The 17,664-nt window shown below is 64.7% G+C and carries 16 protein-coding genes; 1 reads left to right on the forward strand and 15 read right to left on the reverse strand.

What is annotated here, in order from left to right:
• The first annotated feature begins 75 nt into the window (after positions 1-75).
• Positions 76-1,353 (forward strand): oxalate/formate MFS antiporter, encoded by a 1,278-nt coding sequence (gene oxlT / locus L0U82_RS37510; protein WP_233838884.1) that lies wholly within the window; start codon positions 76-78, stop codon positions 1,351-1,353.
• Between the two features lie 125 nt (positions 1,354-1,478).
• Here the strand turns inward: oxlT and L0U82_RS37515 are convergent, their stop codons facing one another.
• From L0U82_RS37515 to dapA, 15 genes are all read right to left on the reverse strand, one after another.
• Positions 1,479-2,306, reverse strand: a complete 828-nt coding sequence (locus L0U82_RS37515) for an ABC transporter permease (RefSeq protein ID WP_233838885.1) — start codon at positions 2,304-2,306, stop codon at positions 1,479-1,481.
• Between the two features lie 8 nt (positions 2,307-2,314).
• A complete protein-coding gene (locus tag L0U82_RS37520) occupies positions 2,315-3,640 on the reverse strand; it encodes an ABC transporter permease (protein ID WP_233838886.1) in 1,326 nt (441 codons plus the stop codon).
• A gap of 13 nt (positions 3,641-3,653) precedes the next feature.
• The gene (locus L0U82_RS37525; RefSeq protein WP_233838887.1) at positions 3,654-4,697 is read right to left on the reverse strand and encodes a polyamine ABC transporter substrate-binding protein; all 1,044 of its coding nucleotides are present in this window, start codon (positions 4,695-4,697) and stop codon (positions 3,654-3,656) included.
• Between the two features lie 29 nt (positions 4,698-4,726).
• Complete coding sequence (locus L0U82_RS37530) at positions 4,727-5,833, reverse strand: ABC transporter ATP-binding protein (RefSeq protein WP_233838888.1); 1,107 nt, start codon at positions 5,831-5,833, stop codon at positions 4,727-4,729.
• Between the two features lie 46 nt (positions 5,834-5,879).
• On the reverse strand, positions 5,880-6,944 hold the full coding sequence (gene leuB / locus L0U82_RS37535; protein ID WP_233838889.1) for a 3-isopropylmalate dehydrogenase: 1,065 nt from the start codon (positions 6,942-6,944) through the stop codon (positions 5,880-5,882).
• A gap of 49 nt (positions 6,945-6,993) precedes the next feature.
• Positions 6,994-7,611, reverse strand: coding sequence for a 3-isopropylmalate dehydratase small subunit (leuD, locus tag L0U82_RS37540; RefSeq protein ID WP_233838890.1), 618 nt, complete (start codon positions 7,609-7,611; stop codon positions 6,994-6,996).
• Entirely contained in the window at positions 7,589-9,028 is a 1,440-nt protein-coding gene (gene leuC, locus L0U82_RS37545; RefSeq protein WP_233838891.1) for a 3-isopropylmalate dehydratase large subunit, read from the reverse strand. Before leuC ends, leuD begins: the two co-directional genes overlap by 23 nt.
• A gap of 193 nt (positions 9,029-9,221) precedes the next feature.
• Positions 9,222-10,184 (reverse strand): LysR substrate-binding domain-containing protein, encoded by a 963-nt coding sequence (locus tag L0U82_RS37550; RefSeq protein ID WP_233838892.1) that lies wholly within the window; start codon positions 10,182-10,184, stop codon positions 9,222-9,224.
• Positions 10,185-10,425: 241 nt separating this feature from the next.
• Positions 10,426-11,349 carry an alpha/beta fold hydrolase gene (locus L0U82_RS37555; RefSeq protein ID WP_233838893.1) on the reverse strand — a complete coding sequence of 308 codons (924 nt, stop codon included), beginning with the start codon at positions 11,347-11,349 and terminating at the stop codon, positions 10,426-10,428.
• A gap of 48 nt (positions 11,350-11,397) precedes the next feature.
• Positions 11,398-12,387: a 4,5-dihydroxyphthalate decarboxylase gene (locus L0U82_RS37560; RefSeq protein ID WP_233838894.1), complete on the reverse strand. Its 990-nt coding sequence runs from the start codon at positions 12,385-12,387 to the stop codon at positions 11,398-11,400.
• A gap of 107 nt (positions 12,388-12,494) precedes the next feature.
• Entirely contained in the window at positions 12,495-13,856 is a 1,362-nt protein-coding gene (locus L0U82_RS37565; RefSeq protein ID WP_233838895.1) for an MFS transporter, read from the reverse strand.
• Between the two features lie 14 nt (positions 13,857-13,870).
• Positions 13,871-14,932 carry a porin gene (locus L0U82_RS37570; RefSeq protein WP_233838896.1) on the reverse strand — a complete coding sequence of 354 codons (1,062 nt, stop codon included), beginning with the start codon at positions 14,930-14,932 and terminating at the stop codon, positions 13,871-13,873.
• Between the two features lie 191 nt (positions 14,933-15,123).
• Entirely contained in the window at positions 15,124-16,113 is a 990-nt protein-coding gene (locus L0U82_RS37575; RefSeq protein ID WP_233838897.1) for an ornithine cyclodeaminase family protein, read from the reverse strand.
• Positions 16,110-16,664, reverse strand: coding sequence for a hypothetical protein (locus L0U82_RS37580; protein WP_233838898.1), 555 nt, complete (start codon positions 16,662-16,664; stop codon positions 16,110-16,112). The genes L0U82_RS37575 and L0U82_RS37580 overlap by 4 nt, the downstream gene beginning before the upstream one ends.
• A 60-nt stretch (positions 16,665-16,724) precedes the next feature.
• Positions 16,725-17,618: a 4-hydroxy-tetrahydrodipicolinate synthase gene (gene dapA / locus L0U82_RS37585; protein WP_233838899.1), complete on the reverse strand. Its 894-nt coding sequence runs from the start codon at positions 17,616-17,618 to the stop codon at positions 16,725-16,727.
• Positions 17,619-17,664 lie beyond the last annotated feature (46 nt).

Genomic DNA, 17,664 nt, shown 5'->3' on the forward strand with positions numbered 1-17,664 from the left:
CGTCCGGTCCGGCGTTTCGTCGGACTGCAGGGCATTTCTCATTCTTCTGATTCGCAAGGTAACCGGGGAACGCATATGAACACACGCATCCAGACGATGCACGACAATGCCGCCGCAAGCGCGCGCGCCGCCGCGACACATAATCGCTGGCTTCAGCTCGGCCTCGGCCTGCTCTGCATGATGGCCATCTCCAGCCCGCAATACGTGTGGACGCTGCTGACCAAACCGCTGTCGGCAAAGCTCGGCGTGCCGCTGCCGGAATTGCAGGTGACCTTCTCGCTGCTCATCATCTTGCAGACCTTCTTTTCGCCGTTCCAGGGCAAGCTGATCGACCGCTTCGGTCCGCGTATCCTGATCTCGCTCGGCACGGTGATGTCCGGTCTGAGCTGGGTGCTCGCGTCGATGGCCACGAGCACAACGATGCTCTATCTCACGTACGGTCTCGTCGGCGGCCTGGGCACGGGTATCGTGTATGTCGGTGTGGTCGGGTTGATGGTGCGCTGGTTCCCGGACCGCCGCGGCTTCGCGGCCGGCGCGGTGGCAGCGGGCTACGGCATGGGTGCGATCGTGACCACGTTTCCGATCTCGGCATCGCTGGCGGCGCGCGGCATCGACGCCACGCTATGGATTTACGGCATTGCGTTCGCGATCGTGGGCTTCGTCGCGTCGCAGGGCCTGCGCGTACCGCGCGATGTGGCGCCGGCGAAAGCATCGGCTGACGCGGCCTCAAGCGTGCCGAACCTTCGTCCTTCGCAGATGATCAGATCGCCGCTCTTCTGGCTGATGTTCGCGATGATGACGATGATGTCCACCTCGGGCCTCATGGTCACCTCGCAAATGGCAACCTTCGCGGCAGACTTCGGCATCACGAAGGTCGTCGTGTTCGGCATGGCCGCGTTGCCGCTCGCGCTGACCATCGATCGCTTCACGAATGGCCTTACGCGTCCGCTGTTCGGCTGGGTGTCCGATCACTTCGGCCGCGAAAACACGATGTTCGTCGCATTCGGGCTGGAAGGCGTGGCGATGGCGCTGTGGCTCCTGACGCGCGACAATGCCGTGCTGTTCGTGCTGCTTTCGGGTGTGGTGTTCTTTGGCTGGGGTGAGATCTTCTCGCTGTTCCCGTCCACGCTCACGGATACGTTTGGCACCCGCCACGCCACCGAGAACTACGGCTGGCTTTACATCTCGCAGGGCATCGGCTCGATCTTCGGCGGGCCACTCGCGGCGCTCCTGCATCAGCATGCGGGAAGTTGGGTGCCCGTGTTCAACGTAGCGATCACGCTGGACATCGGCACCGCGGCGCTCGCGCTGTTCGTGCTAAAGCCGATGCGCGCGCGCTTTCTCAAAAAGTGACGGCATAAACGTCAAACCGGTCGAGACGTCGCCCGAATGGCCGCGGTAGTCTGCAAACTGCCGTAGGCCTCGCATCCGTCGAAAGACAGCAACGGCTCATTCCGCGACATTTTTAAACAGCCCCCCTACCGTCCCCCCGCCCCCCTCCGCCGCAACCATTCCCCAACCACCAGCAACGAAGTCGAAAACACCACGAGAATCGTCGCCAACGCCACGATGGTCGGCGTAATACTGTCGCGAATCCCGCTGAACATCTGCCGCGGGATCGTCACCTGATCGGGTCCGGCCAGAAACAGCGTAATGACGACTTCATCGAACGACGTCGCGAACGCGAACAACGCACCCGACAGCACGCCGGGAAGAATCAACGGCAACGTCACGCGAAAAAACGTCTCCACACGCGCCGCACCGAGACTCAAACTTGCATTCACAAGCGCCCTGTCGAAGTTCTTCAACACCGCACTGACCGTGGTCACGACGAACGGCGCACCGAGCAATGCATGCGCGATGATCAGCCCGATGAACGTGCCCGCCAGATGCAGCCGCATATAAAACAGGTACATGCCGACAGCAACCACGACCAGCGGCGCCACCAGCGGCGACAGAATCACCGCGGTCAACAGGCGCTTGCCCGGAAAGCTCGCGCGGTCGAGTCCGAGCGCGCACAGCGTGCCGAGCAACGTGGCCAGCACCGTGGCGCTCGGCGCGACGATGAAGCTGTTGCGAATCGCGCGCCACCAGATGTCGGAGGTGAACAGCACCCGATACCAGTGCAGCGACCAGTGCGTCACCGGGTACACGAGGAACGAATCCGCCGAGAACGACAACGGCACCAGTGCCAGGATCGGCAGCGCCAGATAAGCAAGCAGCCCATAGCACAGCACGCGCAACGCGACGTACCAGATCTTCTCCGGCAAGCCAACGGAAGGCTCGAAAGCAGGTATAAGTTTCACGGCGAGTCTCACGGCGCGGCGACCTCCCTGAACACGTGCCGGCGCCCCGCCATCAGCATCCGGTAGACGACGAACAGCAGCGCGGTCGCGACGAGCAGCAGCACACTCAACGCGGCGGCGAGCCCCCAGTCGATCGACGTATTGGTGAAATAGGCGATGTAATAGCTGAGCATCTGATCCCCCGCGCCGCCGAGCAACGCCGGCGCGATGTAGTAGCCGAGCGCGCTGACGAACACGAGCAATGCGCCCGCCGCGACACCAGGCGCAGTCAGCGGCGCGTACACCCGCCAGAACGCGCTGAACGGATGACTGCCGAGCGAGATCGCCGCGCGCTGATAGGTCGGCGGAATGCCTCGCATCACCGCGTGCAGCGGCAACACCATGAACGGAATCAGGATGTGCACCATCGAGATGACAACCCCCGTGCGGTTATAGAGCAGATCGAGCGGCGTATCGACGACATGCATCGCCAGCGCCAGCCGGTTGATCACCCCTTCGCGCGGCAGCACGACCATCCACGCGGCAATGCGCACCAGAATCGAGGTCCAGAAAGGGATCAGCACCGCCATCAGCACGATCCGTTGCCTCGCCGCCGGCAGCCGGCTCATCCAGTACGTAAGCGGAAAGCCGAACACGACCACCAACGCGGTCACCACCGCGCTGATCCAGAATGTGCGGCCGAGGATCGGCAGAAACACCCGTTGATCGGGCGGCTGCATCACGATGCTGCCCGACGCGTCGAGGCGGCCATCGACCGCGCGCAGCAGATAGACAGCCGTCAGAGGCCGCACCGCGCGCGCGATCACCTGCCACGTTTGCGGCTCGCCCCAATGAGCGTCGGCGGCGATCAGATCCGCCTGGATCGCGGCGGGGTCGCGGGTCACCGCCGACGTCCCCGCGCTCTCAGCAAGATGGTCCAGATGACGGCGCGTGCGCAACAGCAATTGCCGCATGCCGGGTTCGTCGCGATTCAAGCGGTCTGATGCGTCGCCGAGCGTGCCGGCATCATCGGCCGCGAGGATATCGGCCGACAGCGCGCCAAACGCGGCAGCGGGTGGCAGCGGCGTGTCGTGCCACGTGGCGAGCGCGCGCGCCGTGCCCGGAAACGCGGTCGCAACCGTCGGGTCCCAGGCGGCGCGCGTCAACAGGCTCGCGATCGGCACCACGAAAAACACCAGCATGAACAGCGCAAGCGGCGCGATCAACAGCAGCGCCCCGCCCACGTCGCCGCGCGAGCGCGGCACCCGCGCGGCGCGCGGGCGTGCGGCCGCGAGCGGCAGCGCCGCCGCGTCGACCACGCTGCCCACCTCGCTAGCGCCCGACGGATTCGCCATGGCCGTCACCCGTTCAGCGCGCCGCCCACGCGGCGAAGCGCTGGTCCAGATCGTCGCCGTGCTCGTCCCAGAACTCGCGGTCGTTCACGACGCCGACCTTTGCATGCTCAGGCGTGTTCGGCAGGTTTTTCAGCTGCTCGGGCGACATCATCGCGAGCGCCTTGGTATTGGCCGGGCCGCCTGGCTGCTTCGCCAGGAACGCGGCCTGCGGGCCGGCGCCGCTCACATAGTTGATGAACTTCAGCGCGTCGTCTTTCATCGGCGAGCCTTTCGGAATGACCCAGTAATCGTAGTCGGAGATCGCGCCGTTCCATACGATGTCGAGCGGCTGCCCGGTCTTCTGCGCGGTGATGATGCGCCCGCTGAACACGGTCGACATCGCGACATCGCCCGACACGAGGAACTGCGCCGGTTGCGCGCCCGCATCCCACCACTGGATGTTGGGCCTCAGTTCGTCGAGCTTGTGAAACGCGCGGTCGACACCTTGCGGCGTGGCAAGCACCTTGTAGACGTCGGCGGGTTTCACGCCGTCGGCCATCAGCGCGAATTCGAGGTTGCCGCGCGCGGTTTTACGCATCCCGCGCTTGCCCGGAAATTTCTTCGTGTCCCAGAAGTCCGCCCAACCGGTCGGCGCGGTCTTCAACTGCTTCGTGTTGTACGCGAACGTATTCGCCCACGCGAAAACCCCCACGCCGCAGCGCGTTTTCGCCGCCTTATCGAGCTGGCTGCCTTCCGGAATCTTCGACCAGTCGATGTGTTCGTACATGCCGCTGTCGCAACCGCGGCCCACGTCGGTCGATTCGACCTCGACGACATCCCAGCTCACCTGCTTGCCGTCGACCATCGCCTTGACCTTCGCCTGTTCGCCCGAATACGACGACGCCGTCACGTCGATGCCCGTCGCGGCCTTGAACGGTGCGATGAAGGCGCCTTGCTGCGCATCGGCCAGCGTTCCGCCGTAGTTCACGACGGACAGCGGGCGCGCGAACACGCCGCCGGAAAGCGATTGAAGTACGCATGCGACCGCCACTGCGCCGACCCATTGAGTATTACGCATGATGTCCACTCCGATTGACTGAAAAAGCGTTATGCGAAGATCCGCACGTGTTGTTCGGCAAAACGCAGTACGACCGCGTCGCCGTTTTTTATGCCACCGAGGTCCGCGTCATCGAGCGGCACCTTGACGAACCCTGAAGCCTGCCCAGCCAGCGAGAAGCGGAACCGCACGTGGTCGCCGAAATACAGCGTCCCTTCCGAGCGCGTGCGCATCGCATTCACGGTCGCCGTCCAGTTCTCCGCGCCTGCGCGTTCGCCCAGCGCGATACGCTCCGGACGCACACAGGCGCGCACCGTATCGCCGACGCGCGGTGCGCCGATCACCCGGCCCACCAGCAATTCACCACCGGGCAGCGCAACTTCGCCGCGCTCGCCATCGAGCGACGACAGCCGGCCGACGAACACATTGGTATCGCCGACGAAATTCGCGACGATGCCGTTGCCCGGTGTTTCATAGAGCGCATCGACGCGGTCGATCTGCTGAATCCTGCCGGCGTCGAACACCGCGACGCGATCGGACATCGTCAGCGCTTCGCTCTGGTCGTGCGTCACGTAGACGAAGGTCAGGCCGAGCTTGCTGTGCAGATCCTTCAGCTCGATCTGCATGTGCTCGCGCAACCGTTTGTCGAGCGCGCCGAGCGGTTCGTCCATCAACACGAGACGCGGGTTGAACACCAACGCGCGCGCGAGCGCAATACGTTGCTGCTGGCCACCCGACAAACTCGCCGGCAGGCGCGCGGCGTACTGGTTCATTTGCACCATGTCGAGCGCGCGTTTGACAGCAGCCTGCTTCTCCGCCGCGCCGACTCTGCGCACCGTCAACGGATAAGCGACGTTCTGCGCGACCGTCATATGCGGAAACAGCGCGTAGTTCTGAAACACCATGCCGATGTTCCGCTTGTGCGGCGGCGTGACGTTCAGCAGCGTGTCGCCGAGCCAGATCTCGCCCTCGGTCGGCGACTCGAAGCCCGCCAGCATCATCAGGCAAGTGGTTTTGCCCGATCCCGACGGCCCGAGCAGCGACAGAAATTCACCCTCGTAAATATCCAGATCGAGCCCATCGACCACGCGATTGACGCCGTCGTAGCTCTTGGCGACGCCCCGAAAACGCACCAGCGGTTTGCGGTCATTGCTCATGTTGGCCTCCTCCCTGCTGTCCGGTTCGACGCTGTGTACGCGTTCTTCAAGACATCGCGGCGACGACGAGATCGCCCATCTGCGCAGTGCCGACGCGCTTCGTGCCCGCCTCGACGATATCGGCGGTCCGATAGCCGGACGCCAGCACCCGCCGCACCGCGCGTTCGATACGCGTGGCCGCCGCATCGTCGGCGAAGCTCATGCGCAGCATCATTGCAGCGGACAGAATCGACGCCAGCGGATTCGCAATGTCCTTGCCGGCGATGTCCGGCGCGCAGCCATGCACCGGCTCGTAGAGCCCCTTCGTGCCCTCGCCGATCGATGCCGACGGCAACATGCCGATCGAGCCCGTCAGCATCGACGCCTCGTCCGACAGGATGTCGCCGAACAGATTGCCGGTCACGATCACGTCGAAATGCCGGGGCGTGCGCAGCAGCGACATCGCCGCGGCATCGATATACAGGTGTTCGAGCGTGACATCGGGATACTCGTGGCCGACCTCTTCCATCACGTCGCGCCATAGCTCCATCGATTCGAGCACGTTGGCCTTGTCGACCGAGCACACGCGCGACTGACGCTTGCGCGCGGTGCGAAATGCGACGTGCGCAATGCGCCGGATCTCCGTTTCGTCGTAGCGCATCGTGTTCACGCCGACGCGTATGCCGTTCTCGACGCTCACGCCGCGCGGGCTGCCGAAATACAGATCGCCGGTCAGTTCGCGCAGAATCAGCAGGTCCAGTCCGTCGATATGCGAGGCTTTCAGCGGCGACGCGCCGAGCAGCTCCGGATACGTAACCACCGGCCGGAAGTTCGCGAACAGCTGCAGTTCCTCGCGCAAGGTCAGCAATGCGTCGCCGGGACGAAGGCCGCGCGGCAGCGCTTCATACTCGAAGCCGCCTTCGGCGCCGAACAGGATCGCATCGGCGTCGTGAGCAAGTTGCCGCGTTGCGGGCGGCAGCGGGTGGCCGGTGCTGTCATAGGCGCAGCCGCCGATCAGCGCGTGCTCGAATTCGAGCGGCATGCCTTCGCTGATGAGCACGTCCAGCACCTTGAGCGCCTGAGCCGTCACTTCGGGGCCAATCCCGTCGCCGGGAAGCACTGCGATTTTCATGGATCGTCCTTTGTTGTCCTGTATCAGTTCTGGTCGGTTCTGTGTTGAGCTACGAAGCGTTCGGGATCGGCGCGCGGACGACACCATGACGGCGCTCGAAGTCGTCGATCTGCGCGGCAAGCCGCAACGTGATGTCGATTTCGTCGAGACCGCCGAGCAGCGCTTCCTTCGAAAACGGATCGATGTCGAACGAAACCGTCTCGCCATCGGGTGCGATCACGCGTTGCGCCGGCAGATCGACCTTCACGCGCGCCGCGCTATCTCCACGCAACAACGCGCTCACGTGCGCGACGAAAGCGGCATCGGCCCGCACCGGCAACACGCCGTTCTTCAGACAGTTGGTAAAGAAGATGTCGCCGAACGTGGTGCCGACAATCGCGCGAATGCCGAAGTCGGCCAATGTGTGCACCGCCTGTTCGCGCGATGAACCGCAGCCGAAGTTCGGCCCGGTCACGAGGATTTGCGCGTGCGCATAGCCGGCGCGGTTCAACACATAGTCCGGACGCAGTTCGCCGGACTGCGGATCGAAGCGCTGATCGTGGAAGAAGTAGCGTCCATAGTCGTCGCGGCGCGCATGCATGAAGCGCGCGGGCAGGATCTGGTCGGTATCGATGTCGGCGGCGGGCAGCGGCACCGCGACGGCATCAAGCGTGGTCAGCGGTTGCATCGCGCAGCAACTCCCGATAGTCGACGATAAAGCCCGTTACGGCGGCGCCCGCCGCCATGCCGGGACTCATCAGATGGGTGCGCACGCCACGTCCCTGGCGTCCGACGAAATTGCGGTTGGTGGTGGACGCGATCCGCTCGCCCGAGCGGCCTTCGTCGCCGTTGATCGCGAGGCACATCGAACAGCCGGGCTCGCGCCACTCGGCGCCGGCCGCGATAAAAACGCGGTCGAGCCCTTCCGCGATCGCCGCGTTCTGCACCGCGCGCGAACCCGGCACGATCAGCGTCGGCACGCGAACGCGCCGGCCACCCAGTACCGCTGCCGCGGCGCGCAGATCTTCGAGGCGGCCATTGGTGCAGGAGCCGATAAAGACGCGATCGACCGCGACGCCTTCGATGGGCTGCGCGGGCCGCAAGTCCATATAGTCGAGCGCCGCGAGCGTGCGCTCGCGCTCGGCCGCATCGTCGAGATCGGCGGGATCGATGACCGCGCCATCGATCGGCGTCGATTGCGAAGGATTCGTGCCCCAGGTCACCATCGGCGCGACGCGTGCCGCGTCGAGCGTCACCTCGCGCGCGAACGTGGCGCCGGCATCGGTTTGCAAGCTCCGCCATTGCGTCACCGCGGCATCCCATTCGGCGCCTTGTGGCGCGAACTCGCGGCCGCGCAGCCAGGCGAACGTCTTGTCGTCGGGGGCGATCAGACCGGCGCGCGCACCGGCCTCGATCGACAGATTGCACAGCGTCATGCGTGCCTCGATCGACAGCGCGCTGACCGCCTCGCCCGCGTACTCGACCACGTGCCCGACGCCGCCCGCCACGCCGATCCGCGCGATCATCGCAAGCGCGAGATCCTTGGCCGTGACACCGGCGGCAAGCCGGCCCACGAACGACGCGCGCATGGTCTCGGGACGGCGTTGCCACAGCGTTTGCGTCGCCAGCACGTGCGCGACTTCCGATGCGCCGATGCCGAAGCCGAACGCGCCGAGCGCGCCGTGCGTCGACGTATGGCTGTCGCCGCACACCACCGTCATGCCCGGCAGCGTCAGCCCCTGCTCCGGACCGGTCACGTGCACGATGCCGTGGCGCGGATCGTCGAGCGCGAACATCGACACGTGTTGCTCGCGGGTGAAATGAATCAGGCTTTCGACGAGTTCGCGCCGCTCGGCATCGACGACATCGGCAATCGAGCGGCCGCGTGACGGCGCGTAGTGGTCGGCCATCGCAAACGTCGCGTCCGGCCGCCGTACACGCAGACCCTTGCGCTTGAGCGTGTCGAACGTGTCGCGCGGCAGGTCGTCGCCGACGTAGTGCCGGTCGATGTAGATCAGCGTATGCCCGTCATCGCGCGCGTGGACGACATGCCGTTCCCACAGCTTGTCGAACAGCGTACGCGCGGGTGTCGAAGTGGAAATCACACAGGCTCCGTGAGGTGCCGCCGGATGGGCGGTATCGATGGAGCTCAGTCTGCGTGCGACAAAAATGCGGCTGAAGACGTATTTCGGAACACACGCTGCGTGAACCGCGATGGCTGACGTTGCTGCGATGCATCGCAACGGGCAGCCGTGCGCTCGGGTATGCGCGCCGGTACGCGCTCAGGTACGCGTGTATTCAGGTGGTGAGGAAATCGACGAGCACGCGCGTCGCGGTCGGCAACTCTTCGCCCTGACGGATGCAGAGTTTGTGCAGCCGGCTCGCCCATGGCTCGTCGAGCGGAATTTCCGCGATGTGCATCGCGGCCGCGCGGCCCGTGACGAAATAGTCCGGCACCACGCCGATGCCGAGTTCCGCCTGAGCCATCCGGCACACCGCGTCGAAGCCGGCCACGCGGATGCGCGATCGCAACGTACGTCCCGCTTCGCAGGCAAGGCGCTCGACCAGCGTCTGGATCGAGCTGTACGGCTCCTGCATGATCAACGTGTGGTCGAGCAGTTCTTCGAAGCGCAGGTTGCGGCGCCCGACGAGCGGATGATTGGCCGGCGCGACGACCACGAGCCGGTCCACATAGCACGGCATCACGTCGAGATTGTCGACCGGCTGGTCGCCCCAGAATATGCCGAGGTCGGCCGCGCCTTCGCGCACTGAATGAACGACGCCGGTGCTGGTATCCGGCCGCAGTTCGACGGTCACGTTCGGGTAATCCCGCATGAAACGGCCCAGCGCGTCCGGGAAAAAGCCGAACAGCGCCGACTCGTTGGCCGACGCGCGAATATGTCCGCGTGCACCCTTCGACTCCGCGGTGAATTCCGCCATCTCGCTTTCGAGCCGCGTCAGATCGCGCAGGATACGGCGCGAATGACTGAGCAGCGCTTCGCCCGCGCTCGTCAACGTGACGCCGCGACGATGCCGTTCGAGCAGCGGCGCGCCCAGCGCAAGCTCGAGATCCGCGAGACGCTTGCTGACCGCCGACGGCGCCAGGTGCTCGCGCTCGGCGGCTTTCGCGATGCTTGCTTCCTCGACGACCGCGATGAAGAGCCGCAGCGTCACGAGGTCGAGACGCGATACGAGCTGACTGCGAAATGGTGGCGGCTGGGTTTTGTCCTGGTCTGCGCTGTCGGGCCGGTTCTGAAGCATGTTTTTGCTGTCCGGGATTGATGGAACTATCGCTGGATGAGTCTCCGGCATGCGCGCAACTACACGTTGCGACGGCTGATGCCGTGCGACGGATTGTACGCAGTCAATATTGTGGAGGTCGATAGGTCCGCGACGGCGGTGCGATGCGCAGAGGTGCGCTGAAGCAGGCAGTTGATTCCCGCGACGCCTTAACAAGACGCTGCGGGCGATACGTTAGACAGATTCCAACGGCAAGACGCTTTTAACCAGCCGATGCGATGCGCGGGCCGAGCCAGTCGAGCACGACCTTAAACACCTGTTCGCTGTTCGTGTCCATCATCATCATGTGCGTATTGCCACGGATGCCGAGCGCGGGCAGATCAAGCCGCTCCGCCTGTCCGCCGGCGGCATTCCACGCCGCGATCGATGCATCCGCATGATCGGCAAGCGCACGCCAATGCGCGCTTTGCTCGATGAAATCGCCGAACACCATCAGCGCCGGCTTGCCGGCCAGATCTCCTTCGAACGAAGCCGGCACGCCGTGCGGTTCGAGCGCGACGCAGGCGCGCACCAGATCGCGCGCCTCACTCGCAATACCGGCTGCGCCGCATACGAGACCGCCACCCTGACTGAAGCCAAGCAGCGCGCACGGACCGATACGCTTGACGACTTCGATCAGCGCCTGCTGCTGCAAGCCGCGCGTGCTCGGCCAGCGCGGCACGGTTTGCGCCGACAGGCCCGGCATCGCCTCCGATGGAAACCGGTGGCCCGCATAATCGAAGCGGTAAATCTGCGCGGCCTCCTCATCGCTGCGCGACAGCGGACGATCGGGCCACACACCGTCGAGCGCGCAGAAGCCCGCGCGCCCGCGCTCGATGTTATCCACCACGTACACCGACACGCCCGCTTCCAGCAGCAGTTGCAGCCAGCCCGGTCGGCCGTCCGGCGTGTCTTCCCACATCGCGCCCGTCAGGCCGCCGCCATGCATCAGCACGAGCGGCACCTCGTAGCGCGGCGCGGCCTGCAGAAAATACTGCACGTACGCGGCCTCGATCCAGTACGTGCCGTTCGGATCGTATTCGCGCGTCTCCGTCGACGATAACGTCACCTGATACGGCGTTTGCCCCGCGACACTCACGCGCCGCCCGCCGACGAAAAAGCTGCCTGTCTTGCGAAGTGTAATCATCGTCCGTTCCCGCTCATGCCGACATGTCGCCATTATGTTGCAGCATGCTCACACGCGCACCGCGCTCAACGTCTCGGGCGCGAACAACTCTTCCGGCTTGAGCAGACGATGGCACACGCCCTGTTCATAGCCGAACTTCAGAAACGCTTCGAGCGTGGTCCGGTTCGGCTCCAGTCCGTAGGGCCACACGTCGGCGCCGAACAGTGCCTGTGCTTCGGCCAGACGCGCGGGCATCCATGGCAGCGGGAAGTGCGAACAGGTGATATCGCTGAGCCGGTGCAGACTGTTGCGCTTCGCTTCCTCGAACGCCTTGACCAGATTGCCCGCGATCCAACGATTCTTTTCGAAGGTGTCGCGACGCATCACCATCAGATGCATGATCGGAAAAATGCGCGTGGCCTCGTAGTACTCGCGCTCGCTGTCGATAAAGCTCGGGAAAAGCCGCACGATCTCGTCCGCGCGTTCGCGCTCCGGCTCGGGCGGCCGCGCGCTCAGCACCGCATCGAGCTTGCCGTCGAGCAGCAGCGAGGTCAGCGAATGGCCCGGCTCCGCGCGATACGACACACCTTCCGGCACGCGCACGTTGACTTTCTCCTTGCGCCCCGCCTGATTCACGCCGCCCTGCACCCATTCGATCTCGGACAGCGGAATACCGAGCGAATGCGCGATCCAGCCGCGCGAATAGATCGCGGCCGTTTGTGCCCACTCGGGGATGCCGATGCGCTTGCCGCGCAGATCTTCGGGGCGCCGCACCGGACCATCCCGGCGCACATACAGCGACGACTGCCGAAACGAGCGCGACGGAAACACCGGCAGGCCGACGAGCCGGTCATCGCCCTGCGAGCGCAGCGATGAAAACTTGCCGAACGACATCTCCGAAACGTCCCACTCCTGGAAATGCGTGGTGCGATAAAAGATCTCTTCGACATTGAGCACCGACGGCACCAGTTCGATGCCTTCAGGCTGCACGCGTCCACTGACGAGGTCACGCACGTGGTCGTAATCGCTGACGGCGAGGCTCAGGCTTAGTTTCGACATATCGACTCTCTTCGGTATGAAAAATTGAATGGATGTTTCCGCGCGCACCCCTCTGTGCGCGCGTTTGAACGTGTGGGTTTCAATGCGCGGGTTTCAGTGCGCGAGTTTCAGTGTGCATTGGTGACGACGACATGCGGCTGCGAAGGCCCGACCGTCAGCACCAGCATCGCCGTCATCAGCACCGCGACGCCGATCGCCGCGAACATCACGCCGGGGCCGCCCGACAACTGCTGCAAAATGCCCGCCACGGCCGGCCCGAACATCGCGCCGACGCGCGACAGCCCGAGAAACACGCCGACGCCCGTGCCACGCATCTCGGTCGGATAGGCGGCCGCGACGAGGTTGTTCAGCACGATCTGCGAGCCGACCACGAAGGCGCCCGCGCCGGCCACGGCGATCATCGTCGTGGTGCGGTCGGTCGCCCAGGCGAGCAGTGCGACCGTCGCCGCGCCGAGCACATACGACGCTGAAATCACTCGGCGCCGATCGCCGACGCGGTCCGACACGTAGCCCGACACCAGCCCGCCGACCACCGCCATGCCGGCGAACAGCGAGCCATACGCGAAGCTCGACGACAGGTTTTCACCGCGCTTGAGCATGATCGTCGGAAGCCAGCCCGACAGGCCGTAAGCCGAGAACAGGCTCAACGAGCCGGCGGCCCAGAAGCTTAGCGTGCGCAGCCGGTACTCGCGCGACAACAGCAGCGCGAGCGGACTTCTGCGCGACAGCGGACCACCCGACGCGAACTGCCCCGCGTCATAGACTGCCGCGCGCTCCGGGCGCAAGCGGTACAGCAGCGGCTTCACTTCGTCCCAACGGCCGCGGCTGGCGAGAAAGCGCGGCGACTCCGGCAGCCACAGTTGAATCGCCAGCGCGAACACCAGCGCGGCGCCGCCCATGTAATAGAGGCTCTGCCAGCCGTAATGCGGCGTGAGCCACGCCGCGATCAGCCCCGCCGACGACGAGCCGCTAACCCAGCCGAGCGAGAAGAACACGGTCGTGAACACATTCGACGAACGCTTCGGCGCGATCTCGTTGATATAGGTGATCGCGAGCGGCATCAGCAGGCCGAGCGCGAGCCCCATCACGATGCGCAGCGCCATGTACGACGCGAGGCTGTGCGCGAACAGTGCGATCGCGACACTCATCGCGCCCGAACCCCAGCAGCCGAGCAGCAGAATGCTGCGCCGTCCGAAGCGGTCGCCGAGCAGGCCGCTGACGGCCGAGCCCGCCGCGAATCCGGCGAGCCCGCTCGACAGCATGATGCCGATACGGGTCGGCGACAAACCCCACGGCCCCGCCACGTAATGGACGATATAGGCCGAGTTGTACAGGTCGTAGCCGTCGAACAGCAGGATCAGCGAGATCAGAATACCGAGCCGTATATGAAAGCCGCCGAGCCGCGCGTCCTCCAGTTCCTGGCGCACGTCGATACGCCCCGCCGGCATCGACACCTTGTGTTGAGCCATGTTGTTCTCCGTTATCAGAAGCTGTGTTTGATGCCGATCATGGCACCGGTCTGGTTGCTGCCCGTCGTCACGTCGCCGATGGCGCGCACGCCGATGTTCAGCCCTTTGGAATTGCTGATGTAAGACGCTTCGGCGTAGATATCCGTACGCTTGGACAGGAAGTAGTCGGCGAGCAGCACGCCGCTGGTGGCCTTCTGGCCGGTGCCGCGAATGCGCTCCTGATAGCCGCCGAGCGAGATCGTCAACGGCGCATTGACCTGCCAGGAGGTGCCCAGCCAGTACAGCAGCGAGCTTTGCAGCGTCGACGTGTTGCGGATGTTCAGCCAGCGCGTGCCCACGTACGCCTTGACCGGTCCGAATGCGTAGGTCGCGCCGCCGACCACGCGCATCTGCGTGTAGTCTTGCGTCGCGATCGACGTGCCCTGCATCTGGTCATAGGCGACACCGACATTCGCGGGGCCCGTTGCATATTGCAGCGAGAAGCTGTATTCGCGGCCGACCTTCGAATGCCCCGGCACCTGCGCGCCGTTGGCGATCGTCGAATCGAAGCCCGAGCTGTACAACGCGCCGAAGGTTACGCCGGAGAAACGCGCGAGATAGCGCACCGAGTTATCGGCGCGGCCGACCAGCGTCGCATCGTAGCCCTGCGCCGAATAGCTCGGATTGAACTGCAACGGGTCGTACACGAACATCAGTTCGTACAGCAGGTTGTATTGCCGGCCGAGCGTCAGCTCGCCGTAACGCGTACTCACACCGACGTACGCTTTGCGGCCGAACATGCGGCCGCCCTGGCCGAGCGTGCCGTTGTTCAGCGAGAAGCCATTTTCGAGATCGAATATCGCCTTGATGCCGCCGCCGAGATCCTCGACGCCGCGCAAGCCCCAGCGCGAACCCGCGAGGCTGCCGGACTGCATGCGCACCGCGGTGCCGGACGTACCGTTCGGACCGGGCACGTGATTGGCCACTTCGATACCGACATCAGTGATGCCATACAGCGTCACGGAGCTTTGTGCATAGGCACAAGGCGCGATCGCGCAGGACATCGAGAGTGCTGCGAGAGTAAAGCGTCTCTTCACTGGAGTGTCTCCTGAGTTTTTCTATTCGTCTGTGGGGATGGGGTCGCCCTCCCCCGATCGACAGCGCGGCGCGCGTTGCCGAACGTCGACAAACCAGCCCGTGAAATCACGAGTGGTATTGTCTTCGGTTGGCTTGACCGCCGGTTAGCCGATTCGGCGGTTCAGGCTGGTTCAGCTCACTTCGGCTCGCCTCAGTTGAGGCGTGGTGGTTCGCGGCGCGGCTGCGGCAACGGCAAGCCGAGCCCCGCCTCGATCGCGAGCGCATACAGACGCAGGCCGAGCGCGAGATCCGACACGCCCATGCCCATCGCCTTGAACACGGTGATGTCGTCGGAAGCGGTACGGGCCTGCTGTTGCGCGATCACATCGCATAGCGGGCTCACTTCGTTCCATGCGTTACGTGCGCCGTATGCGCGTACGAACTCCGTCGACAGACGCTGCGCCGCGCCGAGATCGTCGACGACCGCGCGCGTGCAACGGGCGAACACATCGTCGGCCAGTTCGATGCGCTCTTCGGTGATTGCGCCGACCGCGTTGACGTGCGTGCCGCGCGCAAGCATCGACGCGGACAGAAACGCTTCGGTCGCGCGCGTCACCGTGGTGACGATCGGTGCATCGGCAACCGCGGCTTCCACCGACGCGGCCTCGACGATCTCGATGTCGAACTTGTCGCGCGCCCGCTCGACGAATGCGCGCCGCTTGTCCGGCGTCGGGCTATACACGCGCACGAGTTTCAGCCGACGCACCGCGGCCACCGCGGCCAGTTGCGCGAGCGCCTGCTTGCCGGTGCCGATCAGCGCGAACACGTCGGCATCGGCCCGCGCGAGCCACTTCGTCGCGACACCTGAAATGCCGCCGGTGCGCATCTGACCGAGCGCGAACGCTTCGAGAATCGCCTTCAACTGACCGTTCGCGCTATCGAACAGAATCAGCAGCGGACACGCGCCGCCTTCGGTATGCGCCCACGTCTTGGTGCCGACGATGCTGGCCTGCTGATACGCGGCGCCGATCGCGTGCAGATTGTTATGCCCCCACGCAACATGCGTCTTGCCCATGTTGCGCGCCGCGCCGCTCGCCTGTTGCGCGAGGCCGGCTTCGAGCGCTTCGATCGCGCCCGACAGATTCATCAGCGACACGATCTGCTGCTCGGAAATCCACACCGGAGTGTTCATCGCGTTCATGGTTGATCCTCGAAAATCGACGGCACCGGCGGCGTCAGCCGCAGCGTGTTGACGGCCAGCGCGTGCGTCACATAGCGGCCGATCAGCATCACGAACGCCATCGCTTCGGCGGGCGTGACGAGTTGGGCGAACGCGTCGAACTCGTCGCGCACATCGAGTCCGCGTGTGCGCAGCGCTTTCAGCGCGTAGATTTGCGCTGCCTTGTCGACGTCGTTCAACTCACTCGCCGCGACGGGATCGAGCTGGTTGATCTGCGCGATCCACGTGCGCGGAAAACCGAGCTTCTCACTCAGGCGTTCATGCTGATGACGCTCGTAGCGGTTCTCCATGAAGCTCGCCACCGTCAGCGCGCCGAGTTCGGTGAGCCGGTCGGGCAGCGCGTCCTTCAACGCATCGGTGAAATGCATGAAGTTCAGGATCACGCCGGGCGCATTGCCCGCGCACTTGAACAGCTCGCCGAGATAACGCAGGCGCTCGACGCGCGGCGTCAGATAAGCAGCCAGATCGGGCCGCAGGTCGGCCATCTCCAGCCGTGGAATCCTGTCGCTCATCGGTGTCTCCGTGGGTTGTTGTTCGCGTTATGGTTCACGTTGCGGTTCACGTTGCCGCGCTCAGATTAGCCCCGCACGATCGAGCACGCCGTCGAGCCGTGCTTCCAGTTCGCGCGTGGCGGGCATCATCGGCAGGCGATGTTCGTTGGCCGGCAACAGCCCCATGCGCTTCATCATGTATTTGATCGGAATCGGATTCGTGTCGTAGAACACCGATTGATTCAGCTCGAACAGCGCGAAATGCAGTGCGCGCGCCGCCGCGTAATCGTTGCGCTCGACCGCCTCGACCAGTTCGGCGACCTTGCGCGGCGCGAGATTGCCGACCGCATTCATCAGCCCGCACGCGCCGACCGCGAGCATCGGAAAGCTCAACTCTTCGAGACCGACGAACACACGCCAGTCGGGACCGAACTCGTCGAGCATGTGCGTGACGAAGCCCATGTCGTTGACCGCGTGCTTCATGCCGACGAGATTCGGCACGCGCTCGCGAATCGCTTTCACGGTGGCGAGTTCCATGCTGACCGCCGCGCGCCCCGGAATGTGATAGATCAACAGCGGCTTTTCGGTGCGTGCGCCGATGTCCGCGTAGTACTCGACGAGCCCGCGCTGCGGCGGACGGATGTAGTAAGGCGTGACGATCAGCATGCCGTCGACGCCGGCCTTGTCCGCGTGCTCGGTCAGCTCGACCGTTTCCGCATGCGATTGCGAGCCCGTCGCGGCCAGCACCGGCACGCGGCCCGCCGCGGCTTCGAGCGCGACGTCGACCAGACGATTGCGCTCGGCCACCGTCAGCAGACTCGGCTCGGCGGTCGTGCCGTTCACGAGCACGCCGTGACCGCCGCTGACGATCTGCCAGTCGACGAGCCGCGCATAGGTTTCGTAGTCGACGGCCTGGTTGCGAAAGGGCGTGACGATCGGCGTGATCGAGCCCTTCAGCGATGAAATGTCGCGCATGATTGCACTTCCCTTGATGACGATGTGACGATGCGTGGTGACGCGT

Source organism: Paraburkholderia sp. ZP32-5 (assembly GCF_021390495.1).
Taxonomy (GTDB): Bacteria; Pseudomonadota; Gammaproteobacteria; order Burkholderiales; family Burkholderiaceae; genus Paraburkholderia.

Bases quoted from the DNA above. Each gene is read 5' to 3' on its own strand.
- dapA (WP_233838899.1), bottom strand. From the start codon at position 17,618: ATGCGCGACATTTCATCGCTGAAGGGCTCGATCACGCCGATCGTCACG.
- L0U82_RS37560 (WP_233838894.1), bottom strand. From the start codon at position 12,387: ATGTCGAAACTAAGCCTGAGCCTCGCCGTCAGCGATTACGACCACGTG.
- L0U82_RS37530 (WP_233838888.1), bottom strand. From the start codon at position 5,833: ATGAGCAATGACCGCAAACCGCTGGTGCGTTTTCGGGGCGTCGCCAAG.
- L0U82_RS37525 (WP_233838887.1), bottom strand. From the start codon at position 4,697: ATGCGTAATACTCAATGGGTCGGCGCAGTGGCGGTCGCATGCGTACTT.
- L0U82_RS37565 (WP_233838895.1), bottom strand. From the start codon at position 13,856: ATGGCTCAACACAAGGTGTCGATGCCGGCGGGGCGTATCGACGTGCGC.
- L0U82_RS37550 (WP_233838892.1), bottom strand. From the start codon at position 10,184: ATGCTTCAGAACCGGCCCGACAGCGCAGACCAGGACAAAACCCAGCCG.
- L0U82_RS37575 (WP_233838897.1), bottom strand. From the start codon at position 16,113: ATGAACGCGATGAACACTCCGGTGTGGATTTCCGAGCAGCAGATCGTG.
- L0U82_RS37580 (WP_233838898.1), bottom strand. From the start codon at position 16,664: ATGAGCGACAGGATTCCACGGCTGGAGATGGCCGACCTGCGGCCCGAT.
- L0U82_RS37520 (WP_233838886.1), bottom strand. From the start codon at position 3,640: ATGGCGAATCCGTCGGGCGCTAGCGAGGTGGGCAGCGTGGTCGACGCG.
- leuD (WP_233838890.1), bottom strand. From the start codon at position 7,611: ATGCAACCGCTGACCACGCTTGATGCCGTCGCGGTGCCGCTGCCCGCC.
- oxlT (WP_233838884.1), top strand. From the start codon at position 76: ATGAACACACGCATCCAGACGATGCACGACAATGCCGCCGCAAGCGCG.
- L0U82_RS37555 (WP_233838893.1), bottom strand. From the start codon at position 11,349: ATGATTACACTTCGCAAGACAGGCAGCTTTTTCGTCGGCGGGCGGCGC.
- leuB (WP_233838889.1), bottom strand. From the start codon at position 6,944: ATGAAAATCGCAGTGCTTCCCGGCGACGGGATTGGCCCCGAAGTGACG.